This window comes from Reichenbachiella faecimaris (assembly GCF_900176375.1).
Lineage (GTDB): Bacteria > Bacteroidota > Bacteroidia > Cytophagales > Cyclobacteriaceae > Reichenbachiella > Reichenbachiella faecimaris.
Genome location: NZ_FWYF01000003.1, coordinates 611353 through 635671 on the forward strand (window position 1 = coordinate 611353; position 24319 = coordinate 635671).

Here is a 24319-nt window from a genome sequence, read left to right on the forward strand (position 1 = left end):
CTATTTGAGAACCTTAGGTACAATGAAATGACCTTGATCACTTTCAGGTGCATTTTTTAAGGCTTCATTGCCTGAGAAATAATTGTCAGCTTTGTCGTCTCTGAAGTGAATGGTTTCTTCATTCACATTGCCAAGCGGCTCGACATTCGTGGTGTCAACTTCTTCCAGTTTTTCTACCCAATCCAAGATATCTCCCAAGTCTTCACGCATCTTTTCCTGCTCCTTTTCGGAGAGTTCAAGTCTCGATAAGTGAGCCAATTTCTGAACGGTCTTTTTATCTATTGCCATTTGATTCTTCTAATAAGTTTCAAATTTAACAAAAGATGTGTGTTGCTCGACTAGTCCTGAGAACAAAAAGGCATTTATTGATCATTAAAAGCTAATGATGGTCATCTAGCTTATGATCTCAAGGCATGCCAAATCTCTTTGTGCTATAAAGTTTGTAATGTTTTCTTGATGCTGTTGAAGTAGTTCAGAAAGGGCTTTGGTTGTAAGATTTCCTGACCTGATCCATATAATTTTTGGTGGATATCCCCAGATAATTGAAAAATCGTAGAAATCAGCATCAAATGTGACAATGGAAAAATGCTCTTTATGTGCTTAGTCCCAAATTTCCTTATCAGTTGAGTTTTCTAGACCTAATTCTCGGACTTGCCGTGCTTCAGGGAAGATATGTTTTAACAGGTTAACTGGCCTAAAAGAAATATTTTGATCAAAAGGCAGTTTCACGAAGCAAAGGCAAGATGATTTTCACGAGAAGCAGCATAAAGCAAACAAGCTCGAATGATTTGTTCGGATAGCTCTGGGAAATCCGATATGATTTCTTCATGGGATCATACCCTTGGCCAACCAGTTGAGCACATCTCCAACAGCTATTCTTGTGCCAATTACTATTGGTTTTCCGAAACGTTTTTGAGGATTAATTTCGATATATTCTTCGATCTTCATTCATCAAATATCACTAAAAAAGGTCATAATTCTATTAAATCTACACAGTTAACAACAGCCCCCACCGTCATAGAAATATGTGGAATCTGTGATGTGAATGTCCACTCTGCCTAAACTGGCCAAGGCTCCAGCTGTCTTATCACAAACGGCCAAAGGTTGATTCTGCATCAATATGTGGCCTTTCTTGTCATCCAGATATTCTTCTTTGCCATAATAAATGGCTGCCTTGCCTGTAAAGACACAAGGCCCATCTTCAGGCATAGGGTCTTTGATGGCGCATACTTCCAGACTTTCAATGAAGATGTTTTCTTTCACCTCATAGTGGTTAGGAGATAGCATGCGATAAGGGCGCTTGGCCCTGATTTCAATGGTTCCAAAGCCTACATCAGTCAACATTTTAATGTAATCTTTCATTGGAATAGAGCCACTTAGACATAAGGCACGAAGCGTTTCATCGTTCTTGAGCTGCTCGGGCATGGCTTGGTCACAAATGGGATCAGACATTACTAGTCGACCATGAGGCTTTAGCACGCGATACATTTCCTGTAATGCTTTTTTGAGTTCGTCTGCTTTGAAAATGTTGAACAAGCAATTTTGTGCAGCTACGTCAATGGACTCATCTGCAACTGGCAAATCCAAAGCATCTCCTTTTTTCAATTCAACAAAGTTACTATTGAACCAATCGTTTTCTTTCTCTGCTTGTACGAAATTCTGTCGAGAGGCTTCCAGCATTTCATCTACCACATCCACACCAATTACGCCTGACGGCTTTCTGCTGAAATAGGAGAACTGCAGTAGCTCCATGCCGCCTCCCACACCTACATAAAGAATGTTTGGATTGTTGGCCAGATCTCTTGGGTGAACGGTAGTGCCACAGCCATAATTCATCTCTTGCATGATTTTGGGCATGCTCAAGCCTGGTAATTGCCAAATGGGAGAAGTGGTGCAGCAGAGGCCAACATCTGGGGTTAATGCTGCGGCTTTATATACGTCTTTGGTGGTTTCTAAATAACTCAATGACTAATGATTAAATAAAGGTGAATAATAATTTAGTTGCCAAAGCCATACTTTGTACATGTTTAAATGTTTGTCCTCTAGCCGGACAGGCTCTTACTTTTTTCAGCGGTCCGCCGCCGCGGTGCCGAAAAAGTAAGCAAAAACGCTAGAAAATTTCAAAACTCACTCCGTTCAGACAGTGAAATTTTCAAATTAATTTTGTAGCTGCAATACCACTACGTGGTAACACCCCCACAACTAGACCCCGCACCAGCCGTGCAGCCATAGCAATGATTGTTCAGGATGATTTCTCTTTTGGTCAGTAGGTCAACATCAAAATCTTTGATGTGGTTCGGAATGCCGTGATTAAGTTTCAAATCCAACATTTGGTTGAAATCGCAATCGAATAAGAATCCATCCCAACCAATCGAAATCGTATTTCTACACATCACGCCATCTACGGCAGCTGGATTGAATGCATCAATCAACTTTTGCATATAGTCTTGATAATTTTCAGATGCCACGAGGTAATCCAAAAATCTTGAAATGGGCAAGTTCGTGATAGCGTACAGCTCATTGAATTCAATATCGAAATCACCTTTTAGCTTTCGCTTAAACTCGTTTTCTAACCCGTTTTGATCAGCAGGCAGAAAGGCTCCTGATGGATTGTATACCAGATTTAGTTTTAGATCAGAATCTGGCAAGCCATAACCTATACTATTTAGCATTTTTAGCGCCTCTATAGATTTTTCAAAAACGCCGTCTCCACGTTGGGCATCCGTTCTTCGAGCAGAAAAGTGAGGCAAAGAAGAGACTACTTCTACTTGATGCTTCTTATAGAATTCAGGCAGGTCATTGTACTTTTTATTGGCAAGAATGATGGTGAGGTTGCAACGCACAATGATATGCTTTCCTCGACTGGAAAGTTGTTCTACGAACCATCTGAAATCTGGATTCATCTCTGGTGCACCACCTGTCAAATCCACAGTGGAAATGTCTGATTGATCCAATGCATCCAAGCACAGTTGCATGGTGTCACGAGACATGATCTCTTTACGGTCGGGGCCAGCATCTACATGGCAATGCTTGCAGACCTGATTGCACATTTTGCCCATATTTACCTGAAAAATGTCAATGCCAGTTGGTTTAAAGGGTGATTTGTTCAAGACCTCCAGCTGATCTGCAAAACTGATTTGATCTATGTCTTGCAGAATACTTAGCTGTTTGTCTGTATGACTCAGCTGATGGTCTTGACCTTGAAGTGATATCTTTCGCTCTTTAAGCATTATTTATTAGTAAGGTATATACGTTTCAAAAGAGTTCCGTCATTGCGAACAGTGTGAAGCAATCTCATGATCGGGTTGGGTCATACTATTAAGATCGCTTCGTTTCCTCGTGATGGCGTTTGTGATTCTTTTGAGACAGATGATTGTCAATTTGACTTCAATTTTGAATTTCAGATTTTAAATCTTGAATTCAAGATCACATCGTCAAATCATCAATCTTATTCATCATTTGCACCCCGTGTACCAGTACAGCCCCACTCTTGATGGCTGCCGCTACATGTATGGCCTCCATCATTTGCGTTTCGTCAGCACCTTTTTCAAGTGAATCCGAAGTATAAGCATCAATACAATAAGGACACTGCACGGCATGAGAAACAGCCAGTGCAATCAAAGATTTCTCTCTTTGCGTCAGTGCACCTTCTTTAAATACCTCTCCATAGTAATCGAAGAATTTTTCTCCGAGTTTAGGTTGGAGTTCAGAGATATTGCCAAATTTTTTGAGATCTTTAGGATCGTAGTATGTCTTTTCCATGTATCTGATGATTATGAGTAGGTAGGTGAATTTTAAGTTCTTGAATTAAAATCTTGAATTTAAAATTTCTATTCCAATAACCATGAGTGATAGGAAATAATTCCAATTAATAAACTAAAGTCATTCCGTAGCCTGCGGAGGAATCTTGTTAGTTTCATGCAGACTACTTGTAGTTAAGAAGATTTCTCCAATCATCCGACTGTCGTCGAATTCCTTGCGAAATGATAAATAATAATAATCTTACTCGGAGTCACCTGAATAGAGACTCTGAGTTTCTGCTTAATCATCAGAGTTCCCTAGCGAGTAACTCTGAGTAAGTGAAGTTCATTTTGTTTAATTGTTTTGAGAGTTCTCAATTCGCGCCTTTCATCTCCTCATACTTAAAGCTCAACAGCGAAAGCAAATCTCCAAATCTATCTACCATGGTTTGGTCTTCTGGCTCTATGATGCGCTCGGCGATTTTGAGGAGGAGGAAACCGTAGATGCCGTTGAGGCAGATTTGAATTTCGTCACGAATGGCACCTTTGGCGTGGCTCATGTTGTTTTCTATGAAGGGCAGGGCTTTTTGGTAGACACCATAGTAATTCTCGTCATCAGCTTTGAGTTGGTCGTGCAGTTTGCTGAGTGTACGGACCAGCTCGTTTACTTCTTCCAAATGACCTTTTTCTTCGATTCCCTGATCTTTCATTTGTTGCATGAACTCTTCGTAGTGGTTCACTTCAGCCAGTTTTTCTTTGTCAGAGATAGGAAAGAAATTAATGACCTGAGTGCCAAATTTTTCCAGATCGAAATGATAGGCCCGCATCAGGTCTTCTTTGCGATAAATGGAGATGATGTACTCTGAAATATTGTTGGATTGTTCGGTCATAATTTTATTATAGATCTTATTATTAAAAACGGAGTTCGATTATTAAATAATTAAATAGAACCACGATAACTTGTCATTTTGACGGCAGGAGAAATCCTATTCTTCTACTAATAGCTGATGAGATTTCTCCCTCTAGTCGAAATGACATAAAAAACGCCAATTCATCTTTGAATTAGAATGCAAATCTGAACCAAACTTTATCTATTTTTGCATTCTTTTTTGAAAAAATGGAGAACATAAGAAATTTCTGCATCATTGCACACATTGATCACGGCAAGAGCACCTTGGCGGATCGTTTATTACAGCAAACTGGCACTGTGACTGGCCGAGATATGCAAGCACAATTGCTCGACGACATGGATCTGGAGCGCGAGCGAGGCATTACTATCAAGAGCCACGCCATCCAAATGGCCTATAAGTTTGAAGATAAGGATTACACCCTCAACTTGATAGACACTCCAGGTCATGTAGATTTTTCATACGAAGTCTCAAGATCCATTGCCGCCTGTGAAGGAGCTTTGTTGATCGTAGACGCTTCTCAAGGTATCGAAGCACAGACTATTTCTAATCTTTATTTGGCATTGGAGCACGATTTGGAGATTATTCCTGTCTTAAACAAAATTGACCTTCCAGGGGCAATGCCAGATGAAGTGGCAGATCAGATCATTGATTTGATTGGTTGTGAACGAGAAGACATTATTCACGCCAGTGGAAAAACTGGGGTGGGTGTAGATGATATCTTGGCGGCTATCGTGCATAGAGTACCTGCCCCAAAAGGAAAAGTAGAAGAACCACTACAAGCGATGATCTTTGATTCAGTTTTCAACTCATTCAGAGGCATTGAAGTTATTTTTAGGGTGTTTAATGGCTCTGTTAAAAAAGGTGACAAAGTAAAATTTGTGGCAACAGGCAAAACTTATGATGCAGATGAGATCGGTATCTTAGGCTTGGAACAAAAGCCACAAAAGGAAATTTCGGCTGGAAATGTAGGCTACCTGATTTCTGGAATCAAAGTAGCGAAAGAAGTAAAAGTAGGAGATACGATCACACATGTAGATCGCCCTACTCAGGAAATGATCAAAGGCTTCGAAGATGTGAAGCCCATGGTATTTGCTGGTATCTACCCAGTAGAGACTACGGACTATGAAGAACTTCGTGCCTCCATGGAAAAACTTCAGCTTAACGACGCTTCTCTCGTTTGGGAGCCTGAAACCTCTGCAGCACTTGGTTTTGGATTCAGATGTGGATTTCTAGGCATGTTGCACATGGAGATTATTCAGGAGAGACTAGAGCGTGAGTTTGACATGACTGTGATTACGACTGTACCGTCTGTACAGTTCAAGGCGGTCATGTCAGATGGTACGGAAAAAGCGATCAACGCACCTTCAGAAATGCCTGACCCAACAAGAGTCAGTCATATCGAAGAGCCATTTATCAGAGCACAGATTATCAGTAAGGCTGATTTCGTTGGTCCGATCATTTCACTTTGTATTGACAAGCGTGGAGAGATTAAGAATCAAGTATATCTGACCTCTGATAGAGTGGAGTTGACTTTCGAGTTGCCATTATCCGAGATTGTCTTTGACTTCTTTGATAAACTCAAGACGATCTCCAGAGGGTATGCTTCATTGGATTATGAATTGATTGGTCTGCGCCAATCTAAAATGGTAAAGTTGGATATTATGCTCAATGGAGAGCCTGTGGATGCTTTGTCTGCTGTCGTCCATAGAGATAAGGCTTACGATTGGGGCAAGAGACTTTGCGAGAAGTTAAAAGAACTATTGCCTCGTCAGATGTTTGAGATTGCTGTTCAGGCTTCAATAGGGACGAAGATTATCGCAAGAGAATCCGTGAAAGCCATGCGTAAGAACGTATTGGCCAAGTGCTATGGTGGTGATATTTCGCGAAAGCGTAAATTGCTAGACAAGCAGAAAAAAGGTAAGAAACGTATGCGTCAGGTGGGTAATGTAGAGATTCCTCAGGATGCGTTTATGGCTGTATTGAAGTTGGACTAAAGTCCAATAACCAATTTCAAAATCGCAAATTCCAAATTCTTATTTGGAGCTTGGGATTTGATTTTTGATATTGAATTCTAGCGTTAACCCAATATTCTAGAAAAAAACAAGAAAAAATGGCTACTATAATCGACGGTAAGAAGATATCTACAGATATTAAATCAGAAATCAAAGCGCAGGTAGACGAGCTAAAAAGCAAAGGCAAACGGGCGCCTCACTTGGCTATTATTATTGTGGGAGATGATGGTGCCAGTCATACGTACGTAGGAGGAAAGGTGAAGGCTTGCGCAGCAGTGGGGTTCGAATATACCTTGATGCAGTTTGCTGAAAGCATCTCTGAAGAGAAGCTTTTGAAACACGTGCACAATCTCAATACGGATGAGGATATTGATGGATTTATTGTTCAGTTGCCGTTGCCTCCTCATATTTCTGTGGATAAAGTAACGGAAAGTATCTCATCTGAAAAGGATGTGGATGGGTTCGTAAACGAAAATTTTGGAAGTATAACTTCTGACCACGCGAAACTTATGCCAGCTACTCCATTTGGCGTCATGGAGCTATTGAAAAGATACGAAATTGAAACAGAAGGCAAAAATTGTGTGATAGTGGGGGCGAGCCGTTTGGTAGGTGCTCCATTAGCCTTGATGCTTTCTAAAGAAGGTAATGCTACAGTGACGCTTTGCAATAAATACACAAAGGACTTGGCGAACCACACCCGACAAGCAGATATTCTTGTGTCTGCAGTTGGTCTTCCCGGATTGATCACCAAGGATATGGTACAAAAAGGAGCAGTTGTAATTGATGTTGGAACTACGCGAGTAGAGGATGCTACCAAGAAGACTGGTTTTAGATTATCAGGAGATGTGGATTACGCCAACGTAGAGCCCATAGCAAGCTACATTACGCCAGTGCCTGGTGGCGTTGGCCCAATGACTATTGCATCTTTGATGATTAATACGCTACAGGCGGCAAAAAAGAATTTGCTTTAAGTTTGGCTTTCGTTCCCAAAATATCAGAAAAGCTACCCATTATGGAGATTTTTTACTCCATTCAGGGAGAAGGTTTTCATTCGGGTAAACCAGCAGTTTTTGTGCGATTAGGAGGGTGTGATGTGGGCTGCGTTTGGTGCGACGTGAAAGAATCCTGGAACGAAGAGGATCATCCTTTTTTCACTATTGATGAAATCCTGGTGGAACTGAGTCAATACCCGTGCAAGACTTTGATCATCACTGGTGGAGAGCCTTTGATGTATGATTTGAAGGAGCTAACAGAAAAACTTAAATCTGAAGGGTATCAATTGCATATTGAAACTTCTGGTGCTTATCCTATGACGGGGACTTGGGACTGGGTATGTTTTTCTCCTAAGAAATTCAAAGCACCTCATAAGTCCGTCTACTCTCAAGCACATGAATTGAAAGCTATTGTTTTCAACAAATCAGATTTTAAATTTGCAGAAGAACATGCAGCTAATGTAGAAGAAAAATGCATGCTTTATCTCCAGCCAGAATGGGGCAAAGCAGATCAGATGACTGAAAAGATCATTGACTATGCCAAAGCACACCCACAATGGAATATTTCATTACAAACGCACAAATACCTCAATATTCCATAATATCTTCGTTAGTGTTTAGTTAATGTACCATTAATCATGAAGAGAATCATAATAATGGGCCTAATAACTAGTAACCTATAACTTAATAACTATTAAGACGAAGTCTTATGAGAATTGCCATTACCTCCTTATTATTCTTTGCCTTCTTCCCTGTATTTGGCCAATACACGAAGTATCACACTACTGACAAGAGAGCTGAAAAATACTACGAAGAGGCTCGTCAATTTTTGAAGCGAGCGCAATTTAGGGAAGCGTTTGAACCCCTTCAGGATGCTTTGGACAAGGATCCTAATTTTATAGAAGTGTGGTTGGCTATAGGTAGTGCCAATTATCGCCTGGGGAGGCTTGATGAAACATTAGTTGCCTTGCATAAAGCATTGGAAATAGACCCAGATTATTCCAAATCTATTTATGCCTATTTTTTGATAGGTGAGATTTACTTCAAGCAGGCAAACTATGAGGAAGCCAAGTCATATTTGGGCCATTACCTTTCTCGTGATAATACTGAGATACAAAAACGCAAACAGGCAGAGGTAATGGTCGACAATTGTCAGTTTGCACTGATGGCCATGGAGACTCCATTTGACTACAACATTCAAGTACTGCCAGATCATGCCAATTCGTTTGCCTTGCAATACTTTCCAGTTCTTTCGGTAGATCAGCAAAAGATATACTTTACGAGGAGGGAAGGACTCTCAGTTCAGCACGATGAGGATATATTCTTTAGCGATAGACAAGCTGACGGAGGCTGGTCTGTGCCTCAGTCTATTTCTGAAAACATCAATTCAGTTTATAATGAAGGAGCAGCTTCATTGTCGGCTGACGGACGAATGTTGGTTTTTACCTCATGTGATGGGAGAAGAGGATACGGGAGTTGTGATATCTATGTGTCTTACAAGGAGGGAAACAACTGGTCTGAGCCTGAGAACATGGGTAATATGATCAATTCGGCAGCCTGGGAAGCACAGCCTTCTTTGTCAGCAGATGGAAGCACGGTTTATTTTGTTTCGAATAGGCAAGGAGGATTTGGGCGAAAGGATATTTGGTCATCGACCAAAAACAAGAAAGGAAAGTGGGGGGAAGCCGTAAATATTGGAAAAAAAATTAATACAAATAAAGACGAAATTTCACCCTTTATTCATGCGAATGGGGAGTCAATTTACTATTCCTCAAATGGAAATATTGGTCTTGGGGGACTGGATATTTATATGAGTGAAAAGACTGACTCGCTCTGGTCTGAACCTGTCAATTTAGGTTACCCTCTTAACGACGCGCATGACCAGGTCTCATTGTATATATCGTCTGATGGAGAGAAAGGATACTACACGATAGAAAAAAAGGACAGGGGAAGTTTCGAGAGCAAATTGTACAGTTTTGACCTACCTGATAGCTTTCAGGTGTCGAGTAAAAGCTCCTATCTCAAAGGCACTGTGACTGATGCGGAAACTGGATCTCCTCTGAGTGCCGAAATAAAGTTGTATAAGCTTGATAATGAAAAATTTTATTCTGAATTGAGCTCTGACAAAGAGTCAGGAGAATATACTGTTGTGCTATCTGAAAAAAACCAGTATGGCCTCTATGTGTCATCCAAAGGCTATCTATTTCAGGATTTTTCTTTTTCTTTTGATGAGATCAAAGTCTTTGATTCTAATTTATTGGATATAAAACTAGAGCCTGTGAAGATAGGAGCGACCACTGTGCTTGGTAACATCTTTTTCGACTTCAACGAGTATACACTGCAACGATCTTCTATGTCTGAGCTCAAAGAAGTGTATGATTTTTTGAAACAAAACCCCAATGTAAAGGTTGAAATTTCAGGGCATACTGACAACGTAGGAACTGCCGCATACAACCTTGAATTGTCTACTAAAAGAGCCAAATCTGTCTATGATTTCTTGCTTTTCAAACGTATCAGAGCTGAGCAGATTTCTTATGTAGGCTATGGTCATGCTCATCCAGTAGCCCCCAATGATAATTTGGAAAACCAGTCCATGAATAGGAGAATTGAGTTTAAAATTTCGGAAATTTCGAATTAATAGAAATTAAAATCTACAAGAAGACCCTTACACCCTATTATTACTTTTTTTAAAGCAAATGTCCGCTAAATAACCTTTTGATTTTTTTGTCTTAGTACCGTAAGGGTAAAAATGACCTGACCTTTTTAAAGGCCAGTTAAACATATTTTATCATTAAAAACTAAGACAATATGAGAAAACTACTACTAAGTATCATGTTGCTGTCTGCGCTCATTGGTGAGTCGTGGGCGCAAGATCGTACCGTGTCTGGTAAAGTCATCTCCGAGGAGGATGGATCTACCTTACCGGGCGTGACTGTTGTATTAAAAGGAACGGTCACAGGAACAACTACCGATTTGGATGGTAATTACAAATTATCGATTCCAAGTGAAGGTGGAACGCTGGTTTATTCCTTTGTTGGTATGGCCGCACAAGAGGTTGAAATAGGACAACGAAGTGTAATTGACATTACTATGCTTCCAGATGCTCAGCAGCTGACAGAAGTGGTTGTTACTGCTGTGGGTATTGAGAGAAGTGCTAAAACACTGAGTTATTCAGTAACTGCTGTCAATAATGAAGAGTTGACAAAGACCAAAAGTACAACTCTATTGAACTCATTACAGGGTAAAGTGCCAGGTGCGCAAATCCAGACAGCGTCTGGAGCTCCAGGTTCTTCGCAAAAGATTCTGCTAAGGGGTATTTCTACGCTTGGTAATGGTGATGGTCAGCCACTTATTATTATCGATGGTATTCCGATGAACAATGGTCAGATGGGTACTTTTGATGGACAAACCTCATTAGGAGATGCTGGAGCCTTTTCTGAAGTTACGGATGCAGGTAATGGTATTTCTACCTTGGAGCCTGAGAACATTGAAAGTGTAAGTGTTTTGAAAGGAATTTCGGCGGCTGCACTTTATGGTTCTGCTGCAGGTAATGGTGCCATTATTATTACGACCAAAAGTGGTAAAGGCGCTGCTTCACAAGGAAGATCACAAGTGACTTTCTCTTCATCATATATGATGGAATCACCGTTAAGGATACCAAAAGTACAAACCGTATTTGGTTTAGGCCAGTTGGGTGAAAATGTATTCTACAACAATGACCAAGAGACTTGGGGTGAGCCTTATGATGGTGTATCTAGACCATATTCTCAAGTGGTGGGTGATCAGCAATTGTGGAAGCCTTATGTGGCGACTCCTCAATCAATGAGAAATGCATTTGATTTAGGAAGTGCCTTCAAAAACACAATTACTTTTTCTGGTGGCAATGATATGACAAATTTCTTTGCGTCTTATTCTTTCTTGGATCAAAAAGGTATTGTGCCTTACACAGGACTTAAAAGACACAATTTGAAGTTGACTGGTGGTTCTAAGATGAAAAATAATATTTCTATCAAAGGGTCAGTTGAGTATACCAAAACATATCAGGATGGTAGCCCACAAGGATTTGGTGGTAACTCTGATGCTGGTTTTTATGCAAACTTGTTAAGAACCTCTTCGGATTTGAATACTGAAGAAGCGAAAGATTTCAACAATCCATTTTATGACATTGCTGGATATTTTACGCCATTTAATTCAAACCCATTTAGAGCAGCTGCTACGCGTGAAGATTTAACAGATTGGAATCGTGTGAATGGATTTGTAGAATTGGGCTATCAGCCATTTGATGTTCTGAATTTCACAATAAGAGCTGGAGCTGATTTGAGTGATAGAGAATTAGAGCAATGGAGACCTATTGAGTTTGCAGGTGCACCTAATAACATCAACAGACCCGGTACTATAAGAGTGGCCAACAGTAAAACTTCACAGTTCAATTTGGATGCGATTACCACATTCAATAAGAATTTGACTGAAGATTTGAGCTTAACTGTTCTTGCTGGATTGAATGTGAGAGACAATAGAGCCGAAACTACTACGGCACAGCAACCTGCTTTAGGTATTGCTGGTTTTAGAAGTTTGAATAATGCGAGTGCACCTCCAATTGTTGCACAAGGCTTTGCGCAAAGAAGGTTGGTTGGTGCTTATGGACAAGCTTCCTTAGGGTTCAAAAATACTTACCACTTAGAGTTTACTGCTAGAAATGACTGGTCTTCTACTTTACCTGTAGATGCTAACTCATTTTTCTACTGGTCTACTGCCGCTAACGTGATTGTCTCTGAACTCATTGATTTAGGGCCAATTAATTCATTGAAATTAAGAGGTGCTTACTCTCAAGTGGGTAATGATGCACAGCCTTATAACACAAGTTCAACCTTCATAGTTGGTCTAGATCCAAACATTAACTCACAACGATCTGCAGCATATCCATATACTGGATTTGTAGGAGCTCGAGCTAGTAATACTGTAGGGAATCCTACTCTGAAGCCAGAAACTACTAAAGGTTTTGAAATAGGTGCAGAGATGGGAATCCTAAATGAGAGAATCAGCTTTGATGTAGCTTATTATGATCAATTGTCTGAAGATCAAATCCAGCCAGTTGCTGTTCCAAATACTACTGGATTTACTACTAGAATTTTGAACGCAGGGTCGATCAGAAATAAAGGTGTTGAAATGGTATTAACTGCTGTACCTGTGGAGGGAGAATTTACCTGGACAGTGAGTATGAACTATACTAAAAACAAGAACATAGTAGAGGAGATCGCTCCAGGTTTGGATAAAGTAAACCTTGGTGGTATTACTTCAGGGGGCGCTGCTATGAATATTGTTGCAATTCCAGGAGAACCTTTCGGCTTGTTTGAATATACAACTTATCAAAGAGATCCAAATGGTAATTTGATTGTAGATGCTAACGGACGTCCTCAGTTTGATAATGATGGTAACGTGTCTGATGGTAGATCAATTCAGCCTGATTTTACAGCTGGGATAAGTAATACTTTTGGTTACAAAGGACTTAGATTATCTATGAACTTCCAGGGTCAAAGCGGGGGTAGTTTCTATTCTGCAACTTTCGCACAGTTTGAAACTCCAGGAAAATCTCATTCTACCACTTATAACATGAGACATCCATGGATTGTACCAGGATCTGTTTTGGATAATGGTGATGGTACTTATTCTCCAAACACTACGAATTTTGTTACTGATGCGAACCAGTACTGGAACAACAGAACAATTGAAGACTATTTGCTTGATGCAAGTTATATCAAGTTGAGAGAGCTTTCTTTGAGCTATGATCTTCCTACTCGTTGGTTTGAAAATACACCAATCAGATCGCTTAACGTCGCTGCTATAGGTAGTAATTTATTCTTGTGGACACCTAGCGAAAACGTATATGCAGATCCTGAGCAAGCGCTAGGATTTGGTATTGGTAATGCATCAAGTGTACCAGGGTTTGAATACGCTCCAATTCCATCTACAAGATCGTACGGTTTTTCTTTGAGAGCTACACTTTAAATTTTTAATAAGATGAAGAAATATATAAATAAGCTAATGATCGTTTTGGCCACTTTTGGTTTAATGGCCTTAGGTGCATGCGATGATTATTTGGATATAAATAATGACCCTACACAGGTCGTAGATCCGGATCCTAATTTTACTTTGACTTCTGGGATCATTGATATAGCATATTTTCATACGGATGCCTATGGCTTGGCAGCAAGTTATTGGGTGCAGTACGTTACTCAGGCTGGAAATGTGGCAGGCGTGACAGCTCAAGATCAGTATCAGGTATTGCCAGGGGATAATGCTTATCAGAGAGATTTTAATGGATTGTATTCGGGTCCTATTCAGGATTTGGTTTACACATCAGAAGAAGGATTGGTAAGGGATCAGACTAATGTCGCAGCTATCGCTGAATTGGTAAAAGCCTACACCTTTCATTCGTTGGTAGACATGTTTGATCAGGTTCCTTATGCACAGGCAAATAAAATCGATGAATTTCCTAATCCAGTTTATGATGATGGTCAGGATATTTACGATGATTTAATTATCAAGATAGATGCAGCTATAGATGCTATTGACCCACTTTCTATTGAAGCTGTTACCGGTGATATTATCTTCGGAGGTAACATGAATCGCTGGGTGGAATTTGCGAATACATTGAAGCTCAAAATCTATTTAAGACAGACTGAAGCGCGCACAAGTGTGGCTCAATCTGGTGTTGAATCCTTGGATGGAGAGGCATTTTTAAGCTCAGATGCTTTGATGGCATTTGATCAATCAAATCCTTCAAATAGACATCCTGCAGAATTGGCAGATATTGGCACTCAGTCTTTTAATGCAGCTAGTGGGACTATTGGTAATCATATGTTAAATACAAATGACCCAAGAATAGACGTTTATTTTAGACGGCCAATAGATACTACTGATGATCCAGCACCTGCTGTTATTCCTCATCAATTTATTGATCAGGCGAATGGTCCAAATGTGACTGGCCCGGATGCAGGTTTGAGCTATTACTCTGCCAGAGGGGATTATATGATTGGGACAGGTTCAGCTTTTCCTTATTTCACTGCTACTGAGTCAAGCTTTTTGCAAGCTGAGGCAGCATTGAGAGGATGGATTACCACGGGTACTGCTCAGGAATTTTATGAGCAGGGCATCAGGGATTCATTTGCAAGTGCTGGTCTTTCTGGAGCTGACGCATGGATAGCGGCAGAAGCACCATATCCAACAGGTGGAACGTTCGATGCGCAATTAGAGGCGATTATGACAGCGAAGTGGATAGCATTAATCCGTCAGCCACTTGAAATGTGGAATGAGTGGAAAAGAACAGGTTATCCTTCGACAACACCTGCTACTCCAGTAGCTGGTCAAGTGTATATTGATCCAAGTCCAGCAAGTCTATTGCCAGCAGGAGAGTTTGCGTTGAGATTTCCTCCTACTTTGACAGAAGCTACTTTGAATGAAAATACTCCTGATGTGGTTTCATTGTCAACGCCAGTATGGTGGGACATGTAAGGTGAACTTTTAATCTTAAATGAATAAAAATGAAAAATTTGAAATATATATTATTGGCTATTCTTCCAGTAGTGCTTCTTTCGAGTTGTGCTGAAGATATGCCAACCGGTGAGCTGATTACATACCCTACCATTGTATTTACGGGGGAGAATACAGTTACATTGGCTCCAGGAGAGACTTATGTGGAACCAGGTGTAGATGCTTTTCAAGGTGATGCAGTACTTCCGCTAGAAACATCTGTAACGTCTAGATACAGAGGGTATTCAGGATCTGAGGTAGGGTCTGATCCTGATGTGTACTATGTGAATTATACTGCAACAAATGCAGATGGTTTTGTTGGTACCGCTGCACGTACAGTTATCGTACCGCCAATTGCTGGTGATATGGTGACTGATCTTTCTGGAATGTACACAGCAACAACTACCAGAATAGGTGGTGAAAGCTATAGCGGCATGCAAGTGATGATTTGGCCAGAAGGAGGAAATACTTTTGGTATTTCTTGTAATATTGGCCATTTCTATGCGGATGGACGTGCATTTGGTACGGCGGATAATCTTTATCTAGGTGCTGGAAGTACCATCACAGTTAATGCACCAGGTGATTATACATTCACTTCTGGTTTTTTTGCAGGCTTCGGAATCAATTTTACTATCACTAGCATGACGGTAAATGCAGCTACCAAAACCATAACCTGGTCAGGTGAAGGTAACTTTGCCAATTCGGTTTGGGACGTGGTTGCAGTTCAACAATAATTTAAAAGGACAATTAATATGAAAACGATATATAAATATAATTTAGCTATTATTTGCGCCTTGTTCTTGATCACTTCATGTGAGATAGATGATGGGGATGATCGAGATGTAGAGTTTACGCCTAAATTAGGTACAGCTACTGTGAACTTAATCAACGCAATAACATCTGCGGATGAACTTGAGGCTCAGGGATTTCCAATTAATGGAGTAGACTTATGGGTGGATGAGACGAAACATGGACAGAATATGCAGTTAGGAGATATTCTTACTGTAGAACATGATTTTCCTCAGGGAAGTATGTTTAGAGCTGTACATGGTGATCAGTCACCAACGTACCTTACTAACTCAGTGACTTCGTATCATACCATTTTTGCGTCTAATACGGCCTCGGCTATGCTTCCTGCTGATCACAATGTGCCTTTGCAGGGACAGCTGAAGGATGGGGCTTCTTATACTGCTATATACTTTGATTTTGGTGGTTTGAGTCATGACTACCCAGCAGTTCAGCTGGTAGAGGATGACTTGACTGCTCCTACAGGGGGTAATGCCAAAATAAGGTTCGTTAATGCTGCAGGTGGTGAATGTTGGAATAACAGTTGTGTAACTACTTTTATGCTTGGAACTACAAACTTAGGAACCGCTATTTGGGGGCCATTTGGAGGTGCTTTAACAGATTTTGTCGAAGTTTCGGCTGGTTCATTGAGTATTGAAACGCTTGATGGAGATGGAGCTTCTTACTTTACAGGTTCAGTAAATGTTGCTTCTGGTGGCGTTTATACCATTGTATTTTCTGGTAATGAGGGCTATGGTGATAGCCCAACTGTGACACCAGAACCAAATAAATATACAGTTCTTCAACATTAATAATTGATTTTAATATGAATGAAAGGCTCGCTGATCAGCGAGCCTTTTTTGTGTATATTTTTGATAACCAATCATATGGAAGTGCTTCTGATTGCTTATCTGGAATTGAAGGTGTTGAGTATTAGATGAGAAACCTCGAACCGTGAAATACTAAAAAAATGAACGCTGCCATTTTTGAAAATGAGATTTCTTTGTTGTTAGGCTCTCAAAAAAAACATAGCGCTCATGGTTTTGTTAGCGCTGTTATTATTTAAAATCATTGCCAAATAGTGAGCGTTACCTACTCATATAGATAAGTGTACTGGTCGCGAAGACCATTGAACATAGGATATTGCTGAATTTTAAGTAACAATTCATCGTTAATTTTCTTGGCCTTCTTGAGATAAGAAATGGCCTTGTCCTTTTGATTGTACTGTGCACAGTATATGGCCTGATTCCACAAAAACCAAATTGAATTTGGATAGAGATATAAATTGAGTTCGTGCATGGATAGAATCAATTCCACATTATTAAAGGCCTTAGCTCCTTGCACTTGATTATGTACTTGACCTCTTAAGAAATCGATCAGTCGAGCCGCCGAAAGTCCTTTTGAGTTGTCTAGGCTCACTTTATTGCTTATTTGACCTATTTCACTTTTCCACCATCGCAAAGAATATTGCCCGGAGTCAGGGTCAAAACCTGGTCTAAAAAAGTAGGATCTGAATTCGTTTAAAGCTTTTACCAATGCAATTTGTTCTTCTTCCTCGTTTTGCAATATTTTTTCTTCTTGCTTGATGGCTTTGTCGAGTTTTTTTTCTGATTCTATAGCTAAGATTTTCTCATTTATAATTGAATTGTTGATGTCCTTGAAATTCTTCAAAATGGCCTGATAACTTTTCTGTTTTTCTACGTTAGACATCGCTTGAGTGGTATCTAAATATTGAGTCCTAAGATTCATATAAGAATTCAATTTCGTGGATTGATTCTTTTTAATATTATACTCCAGAAGCCCTAAATGCCATTGGATAGCTTGATCATATATTTCTTTTGGTGGCCATTGATGTGCCGCATGGTAGATAATTAATTCATTCTTGACTCCCAGTTCATCAAGCGTTTGTTGAAACCTCGTGTGCTCTAAATAATTCATGTCTTGGTTGCCTACTATTCCAACGTATGGAGTCGCATAAGTTTGTGCATCAAATAATGCACCATCACCCCTAGGGCCTGCTACAGCTATTACTCCAGTGATACTGGAATCGTTTTGAGCAACTAACTGTGAAAATCTGCCACCTCCAGAAAATCCACTGGTGAATTGCCTTTTCGCATCAAGTTTGAGCCTGATGTTGACATCCTCTGACATATTTTGATAGGCTTTTTCGTTGATAACTATCGGACCATTCCTAGAGTTGTAAGAACAGGCCAATAGTAATCCATATTTTTCTGCAAGGTCTTTGTAAAGCCTCAATGGAAGCTTGGCCCTGGCTGCAGGCTCAAAAAAATATATGATTGGCCATGATTCGGAATCATCATAAGAAGATGGGATATAAACTGCATAATATTGCTCCTTATCATTTTTGCAGTAAATAGAATCCATGATCGATCCTGGGGTTATTTCAGTCGGATTTTCTTTTTTTGGTTTGCATGTGGCTACAAATGTGAAAATCAGCAGGCATACCTGACATAAAATGATTAAGGTACCTAGTCTTTTGAATTGTTGTGCTTTCATAGCTAATGAACATCAATCGACTTTTTATCACTTATCTGACATAGGGATAAATTGAATGATTGTAACCTAGCTGACACGCCATTTCTTAATTTGGCCAATAATCGGGCTTTATATTTGTGGCAGGCCAATATCTGCAATCAATACATTCTAAAGGAATACACGACCGCTCACAATTGATAGGGCCTAAATTCCCAGGAACATCTACGTCTTCTAATATTACCCTCGCGTTAGTCATGGCAGATGCTCCGAAATACCCTAATACTGTTTCGTCAGGATTTTCGTTAGAAACAATATTGCCTCTGATTTGAAAATTAGGGCTTTCGAATACAGTGCCCGTATTTTCATTTTGTGATTGGATTGAGCTCCAATATTCGAAGGCAGTTTTTGTCAAAGAGAACTGTTCTATATTGGCGGCGTAGCCAATATTGAATCGCCTGTCAGCTGGAGTAGAATAGATGAAGTAATCCTCAACCGTTCTACCGTTAAAAAGCAAATCATCATCAAGTTTGAGAAACTCCAGATCAAAAGCTGTGGCCCAGCAAGTCTTTATGGTCTCATCTGGACATATCCCACAAGTAGGGTCGCAGTCATCAGGTACTTTAATAATCTCAGCGTAGGGAGCGAAAACCTCATAAACACCTTTGTACCCCCAGCGATAATAATCTTTTGTTTCCGAATTATCTGTAAAAGTGATACTGAAACTTACTTCAGGGGATTTTACGATTGAACCATTGTTTGATGATAAGGATTCACTATAGGTGTTTTCAAAACAAACATTATCTATTGTTGCACCATTTGGCAGCAGTTTTTCTGGTCTGGAGTAATATTCTCTTCCATCATTAAGGACTACGTGTAAAGTGTAAACTCTACCAATTATGCCAGCAAAGTTATTTGGTGTATAATAATTGCCATTTTTTCCCTCTATCAATTGTACGATATTACTTTCATCATCTGATATATCAACTTGAGCTTTTTGGACAATTGGGTCTATTGTCTTAAATAGGGGGTTTTCATCGAATGGATAAGAGAGAGCAATTTGTACTTGATGGGTTTTGGGTTCGTTAGTTATCCATCCATGAATGACCAATGCAGTTTCAGAAGATAGGGGCACTTTGATTTCATCCACACATTCAACGTGGATTAAGCTCAAAATTAAGACGTGCCAACTCTTTTTCATCTAGGGCCAGTAGCTTGGTTTTACATTAATTGCTGGCCAAGACCGACAATCTATACAAGTAGCAGGTATGCATCCTGAAGCGTTTGGACTACAATTTATAGGGCCAGATTGAAATTCCACATCTGGTATTTCATTTCCATCTACAAGCAACATTGTTGTTGTTTTGGCAGATGCACTAAAGTACCCTAAGACCAACTGTTCAGGATCCTCCTCAGAATAGACATTCCCTCTGATTTGAAAATTCGGTGTTTCAAAAACTGTCCCATTATTGGTTAGTTGGGTGCTAAGCGCATCATAATAATCGAATGCTGCTTTAGTCAAGGAATACATTTCAATATGTGCAGCATAGTAAAAGTTGAATTGACGATTCGCAGATGTAGAATAAATTACATAATTATCTACTGTTTTTCCATTAAACAGTTCATCACTTTCAACCTTTAAAAATTCATTATCGAATTCACTGGCCCAGCATCTTTTAGTTGGGATATTACATGGCCCACATTTACCAGCAGGTTGTGCTTGTGTTTCTGCATCACAAGGCGGAGAGGTATCTGCTAGAGGTGCTTCCACTTCATAGACTCCTGTGTAGCCCCAACGGTAGTAGTCATTAGTTTCTCCATTATCATTGAATTTGGCCGTAAATTGAACTTCTTTTTCTTCAGTAGTTGATTCGGCGGTACTAACTTGTTTGACCGTGTTTTCAAAACAGACTTCTTCTATTGTCGCTCCAACTGGTAAAATTCTTTCGGGTTTTGAGAAATAAACCTCACCTGTCTTTAAAGTGACTCTCAAGGTGTAAATTTTACCTATTTCACCTGCAAATGCAGCTGGGGTATAGTAAGCTCCATTTTTTCCTTCAAACAAGGCAGTTACATTTCCTTCATTGTCTGAAATTTCAACCTGAGCACCAAACACCAATGGGTCTATGGGAGCGAATGTAGGGTTGTCATTAAAGGAATAGGAATGTGACAACTGAATTTTATGATTTTTTGTCTCATCAGTTATTGAGCCTTCTATGGTAAGAATAGCCTCACTTGATAAAGGAATATCGATTTCATCCACACAGCTTATCAGGAAGCACGATACAATTGAAATTATGCCTGTTAAATATCTCATGCAGAGGTTATTAAAAATTGAAATTGAATGTAAGAGAAGGAAAGGCGTGCCCTAATACTGATAGTTTATAAGCCTTGGGAGGGACACCTAGCTTGTTAATAAAAAATACTGAATACGCATTTCGTCGTCCGAGTAGATTATAAATGGAAAAAGTCCAACTGTAATCCCACTTACGATTTATTCTAGGCTTGCTTTTGATGGTCATTGATACGTCCAGTCGATAATAATCTGGGATTCTGTCTTGATTTCTCAATGAGAAATTCGCCACGCCTGTTAGGTTGGCTACGTTGTAAGCTGATAACGGAACCGTGAGGGGCCTCCCTGTACTATACGTAAAATTCGTACCAACCTCTACTATAGGACTAAATTTATGATTGATGGCCATGGTGATATCATGAGGCTTGTCATAATTGGCAGGGTATCGATTTCCGAGGTTGATTTTTTCATCATCATATTCACCACTGACTGTCCGGTAAGTTCTGGAATAGGTGTAACTGATCCAGCCTGTAGTTAGTCCAATTTTTTTATTTACAAAGATTTCTACACCATAAGCTTCTGAACTGCCAGGTATCAATTCACTTTCAATATTTTCATTCATCAATAAAACAGCACCATCCTTGTAGTCTAAAATATTGTCTGCCTTCTTTCGATAAAGCTCTACTGAAGACTCAATAGCATTGTTGCTCCAGTTTCTGAAGAACCCAATTGAGTACTGATCACCTATTTCCGGTTTGATGTATTTATTGCTCGTTTTCCAAAAGTCGGTAGGTGTAGCTGCTGCTGTATTTGAAATCAGGTGTAGGTATTGTCGAGTGCGGTTATAACTCATTTTTATAGAGTTGAAGTCGTCAATCGTGTAATTCAAAACCACCCTAGGCTCAAAACCTTGATAGGATGCAATAGTTTCCCCTTTGTCGTAATAGACAGTATCAATAATGTTCGCATTATTTTTTGAGTCACCCACTCCATAAATGAAATCGCTGCCAGCGCCAAAATTGTCAAATCTGGAAAATCTTATTCCAGGTCTGATCGATAGTTTGTTATTGATTTTGATTTGGTCTTCCAAGAAAATGGATGATTCCAACGATCTTTCTTTTTCTATGGATTTTGCTTCTACAGGTGAGCTTGTGGAAAGAGGCTTTCTTTCTCCTGGTGAGAAATCATAGAGCAGGGTTTCGAATCCAAAGTTTAGCGTATTTGATTCACCTAACTTATAAACAAGACTAGATTTTAGGCTTTTATATTCAATTTCTGATTCAATTCTAAAATCATTGACAGTGCTTTCATTTTCTATTTGATAAGAGTATTTGCCGATTAGTGCAGTTGTATTCAAAGATATTTTCTCAGAAAACATTTGATTCCATTTAAGGACATGATTTGCAGTTTGCCAGCTAAAAGTGGTATCTGAAGCAAAGCTGAATCCATCTCCACTGAGGTATCCTGAATAGCTGATTTGACAATTGTCATTAACCAGATAGGATACCTTAGCATTAAAATCTTGAAAGGAGGCTGAACTGTTTTTTACATCAATATTATTCACACGCTTCAGTAGCCAGTCTGTATAGAACACACGGCCTCCTAGTAGGACTGAAATTTTGTCCTTGATAATGGGACCATCTAAAGCCAGCTTGCTTGACACCAAACCTACACCACCAGAGACATTGTATTTCCTGTAGCTGCCATCTCTAAGCTCTACATCTAAAAGTGATGACAGTCGTCCACCATAGCTGGACGGTATGCCGCTTTTATAGAGTGTAGCGTTTTTCACAACAAGAGGATTAAAGGATGAGAAAAACCCGAACACATGAGACGAATTGAATAAAAGTCCTCCGTCCTGTAGGACAAGATTTTGATCAATCCCACCACCTCTTACATTAAACCCACTTGACCCTTCGCCTACTGTTGATACGCCAGGCAAAAGCATCAAACTTTTTATGACATCAGGCTCTCCCATGAAAGAAGGCAAGGAGTTTATTTTTTCAATGCTTAAAGAATTTTTACCAACATCCAAACTTTTGACATTGGCGTCTGCCTTCTCACTGTAAATTACAAACTCATCTAATTCAAGCGTCTTTTCTGACATTTCCAAATTGAGTGTTCGATCCTTCAAGAAGTCTATTTTGGCTTCTTGTTTTCCGAGTCCAACCCTGCTATATTCTATTACAAATGTTCCGAGTGGGATAGTTATTTCGTAGTTGCCATTGGCATCAGTGATTGTTCCTTTTTTTAAACTTGGAATATAGACATTCACACCAACTAGGCCTTCTCCAGTCCAATTGCTTGTAACTCTCCCGGCTAGTTTTGCTTTATAAGATTGAGAAAAAAGGGGGGAATAGGTCAATGATGAAAGGCTAAATAATAGCACAAATAGGCATCTAAGCTTTCGATGAGTAAGAGTTTCGTACATCTAATTAGAAAGGATAATGTTATTATACTTTGAGTCTGCCAACAACCGTTTATGTAGAGGTTAGCAGAAACGAAATTAGAGGATAACGCCACGTTTAAAATCTATTTTATAAGACTATTCATAAGAATGTCGGCAAAGATACAAATTGCTCTTTTGGAGTAATGGGGAAAGGTTTTTGGATTGTTGATGCCCTTCTTTGATAAGGCCTATCCTTGCATAAGGAATGAATCTTGGTCGCTATTCTCCCTTATTAAAACAAAAGCCACGTTCGTCGGATTCTTCTAAGAAATCCACTTCAAGTCCCATGAGATACATGACATGTTTTTTTTCTATGACAATGGGTACTTCATCATGTAGGTAAGAAATGTCGGAATCTTTGGGTTTGTCGAATCCAAGCATATAGCCCATCGCTCCGCAGCCGCCACCTTTAATGCCAATGCGCAAGGCATAATCCTCTGGAATACCTTTGTTGGTCATGATATTTCTCACTTCTTCAATCGCTTTAGGGGTAATGCTGACAGGCTCCAGACTCATTTTTCTCTCTTCCGTTTTTCTATGGCAAAAATACTTATTTTTGAATTACACAATTTAAAATTTCAACCTTGGAGGCACTAACAGATTTTGGAAAAATCATCTTACCAGCAGGAGCTGTTTTATATGCTATGTTTTTGACTACTCGTATGTTTTTAAACAAAGAATATGAGAAAAGACTCATTGATATTAAGATAAAAAATAATGATACTGTCTTACCCGTTCGTTTGCAGGCTTATGAGCGAATATGCCTATTCTTAGAACGCATAGCACCCAAAAATTTAATTGTCCGGCTGAACATTGGAGAAATGACTGCTGGCGAATTTCAGCAAGTGCTCTTGCATGAAATCAGGGAAGAGTTTGGACACAACTTGTCACAGCAAGTATATATGTCAGAAGAATCCTGGAATCTGGTTAAAAATGCCATGGAAGAAATAATTATGCTAGTGAATGAAGCATCAGGAGAGTTGGAACAGGAGGCCATGAGCATTGACTTGGCTCGAAAAGTATTTGAGAAGGTGATAGAAAAACAAGAGTTGGGCACTGATGTGGCTTTGTCATTCGTTAAAAATGAAATCCAGCAAGTGTTTTAAAGTGAGA

Annotated in this window: 20 protein-coding genes and 1 pseudogene; 9 read left to right on the forward strand and 12 right to left on the reverse strand. The window is 39.6% G+C overall.

Annotated features, from left to right (window positions below):
- The 7 genes and pseudogenes from gatC to B9A58_RS15405 form a co-directional block, all read right to left on the reverse strand.
- Window positions 1-288: an Asp-tRNA(Asn)/Glu-tRNA(Gln) amidotransferase subunit GatC gene (gene gatC, locus B9A58_RS15375; protein WP_084373758.1), complete on the reverse strand. Its 288-nt coding sequence runs from the start codon at window positions 286-288 to the stop codon at window positions 1-3.
- Window positions 289-393: 105 nt separating this feature from the next.
- Window positions 394-729: pseudogene (locus B9A58_RS20660) on the reverse strand (DUF5615 family PIN-like protein).
- Window positions 730-825: 96 nt separating this feature from the next.
- Window positions 826-948: a DUF433 domain-containing protein gene (locus B9A58_RS20745; protein ID WP_317042070.1), complete on the reverse strand. Its 123-nt coding sequence runs from the start codon at window positions 946-948 to the stop codon at window positions 826-828.
- A 48-nt stretch (window positions 949-996) separates the two neighbouring features.
- Window positions 997-1965 carry an arsenosugar biosynthesis arsenite methyltransferase ArsM gene (gene arsM / locus B9A58_RS15390; RefSeq protein ID WP_084373759.1) on the reverse strand — a complete coding sequence of 323 codons (969 nt, stop codon included), beginning with the start codon at window positions 1963-1965 and terminating at the stop codon, window positions 997-999.
- Window positions 1966-2180: 215 nt separating this feature from the next.
- Complete coding sequence (gene arsS, locus B9A58_RS15395; RefSeq protein WP_084373760.1) at window positions 2181-3230, reverse strand: arsenosugar biosynthesis radical SAM (seleno)protein ArsS; 1050 nt, start codon at window positions 3228-3230, stop codon at window positions 2181-2183.
- 196 nt (window positions 3231-3426) lie between these two features.
- The gene (locus B9A58_RS15400) at window positions 3427-3762 is read right to left on the reverse strand and encodes an arsenosugar biosynthesis-associated peroxidase-like protein (RefSeq protein ID WP_084373761.1); all 336 of its coding nucleotides are present in this window, start codon (window positions 3760-3762) and stop codon (window positions 3427-3429) included.
- Between the two features lie 352 nt (window positions 3763-4114).
- A complete protein-coding gene (locus B9A58_RS15405) occupies window positions 4115-4630 on the reverse strand; it encodes a DUF4924 family protein (protein ID WP_084373762.1) in 516 nt (171 codons plus the stop codon).
- 227 nt (window positions 4631-4857) lie between these two features.
- Here B9A58_RS15405 and lepA point away from each other — a divergent pair, with 227 nt between their 5' ends.
- The 8 genes from lepA to B9A58_RS15445 all read left to right on the forward strand — a co-directional run bounded on the left by lepA (window position 4858) and on the right by B9A58_RS15445 (window position 16783).
- Entirely contained in the window at window positions 4858-6645 is a 1788-nt protein-coding gene (gene lepA / locus B9A58_RS15410) for a translation elongation factor 4 (protein WP_084373763.1), read from the forward strand.
- Between the two features lie 116 nt (window positions 6646-6761).
- On the forward strand, window positions 6762-7634 hold the full coding sequence (locus B9A58_RS15415) for a bifunctional 5,10-methylenetetrahydrofolate dehydrogenase/5,10-methenyltetrahydrofolate cyclohydrolase (protein ID WP_084373764.1): 873 nt from the start codon (window positions 6762-6764) through the stop codon (window positions 7632-7634).
- A 41-nt stretch (window positions 7635-7675) separates the two neighbouring features.
- Window positions 7676-8257, forward strand: a complete 582-nt coding sequence (locus B9A58_RS15420; protein ID WP_084373765.1) for a 7-carboxy-7-deazaguanine synthase QueE — start codon at window positions 7676-7678, stop codon at window positions 8255-8257.
- 107 nt (window positions 8258-8364) lie between these two features.
- A complete protein-coding gene (locus tag B9A58_RS15425) occupies window positions 8365-10293 on the forward strand; it encodes an OmpA family protein (protein ID WP_084373766.1) in 1929 nt (642 codons plus the stop codon).
- A 170-nt stretch (window positions 10294-10463) separates the two neighbouring features.
- On the forward strand, window positions 10464-13661 hold the full coding sequence (locus B9A58_RS15430; protein WP_084373767.1) for a SusC/RagA family TonB-linked outer membrane protein: 3198 nt from the start codon (window positions 10464-10466) through the stop codon (window positions 13659-13661).
- Window positions 13662-13673: 12 nt separating this feature from the next.
- Entirely contained in the window at window positions 13674-15167 is a 1494-nt protein-coding gene (locus B9A58_RS15435; RefSeq protein WP_084373768.1) for a SusD/RagB family nutrient-binding outer membrane lipoprotein, read from the forward strand.
- Between the two features lie 29 nt (window positions 15168-15196).
- On the forward strand, window positions 15197-15919 hold the full coding sequence (locus B9A58_RS15440; protein WP_084373769.1) for an immunoglobulin-like domain-containing protein: 723 nt from the start codon (window positions 15197-15199) through the stop codon (window positions 15917-15919).
- 18 nt (window positions 15920-15937) lie between these two features.
- Entirely contained in the window at window positions 15938-16783 is an 846-nt protein-coding gene (locus tag B9A58_RS15445) for a DUF4397 domain-containing protein (protein WP_084373770.1), read from the forward strand.
- 280 nt (window positions 16784-17063) lie between these two features.
- Here B9A58_RS15445 and B9A58_RS15450 read toward each other — a convergent pair whose 3' ends face one another.
- From B9A58_RS15450 to B9A58_RS15470, 5 genes are all read right to left on the reverse strand, one after another.
- Entirely contained in the window at window positions 17064-18356 is a 1293-nt protein-coding gene (locus B9A58_RS15450) for a dienelactone hydrolase family protein (protein ID WP_176214803.1), read from the reverse strand.
- Between the two features lie 217 nt (window positions 18357-18573).
- Window positions 18574-19665 carry a DUF4249 domain-containing protein gene (locus tag B9A58_RS15455; RefSeq protein WP_084373772.1) on the reverse strand — a complete coding sequence of 364 codons (1092 nt, stop codon included), beginning with the start codon at window positions 19663-19665 and terminating at the stop codon, window positions 18574-18576.
- Complete coding sequence (locus tag B9A58_RS15460; protein ID WP_084373773.1) at window positions 19666-20781, reverse strand: DUF4249 domain-containing protein; 1116 nt, start codon at window positions 20779-20781, stop codon at window positions 19666-19668.
- 10 nt (window positions 20782-20791) lie between these two features.
- Window positions 20792-23122, reverse strand: a complete 2331-nt coding sequence (locus tag B9A58_RS15465) for a TonB-dependent receptor (protein ID WP_176214804.1) — start codon at window positions 23120-23122, stop codon at window positions 20792-20794.
- A gap of 303 nt (window positions 23123-23425) precedes the next feature.
- The gene (locus tag B9A58_RS15470; RefSeq protein ID WP_084373775.1) at window positions 23426-23722 is read right to left on the reverse strand and encodes a HesB/IscA family protein; all 297 of its coding nucleotides are present in this window, start codon (window positions 23720-23722) and stop codon (window positions 23426-23428) included.
- 68 nt (window positions 23723-23790) lie between these two features.
- Between B9A58_RS15470 and B9A58_RS15475 the strand changes: the two genes are divergently transcribed.
- Window positions 23791-24312 carry a DUF7935 family protein gene (locus B9A58_RS15475; RefSeq protein ID WP_084373776.1) on the forward strand — a complete coding sequence of 174 codons (522 nt, stop codon included), beginning with the start codon at window positions 23791-23793 and terminating at the stop codon, window positions 24310-24312.
- Window positions 24313-24319: the final 7 nt, after the last annotated feature.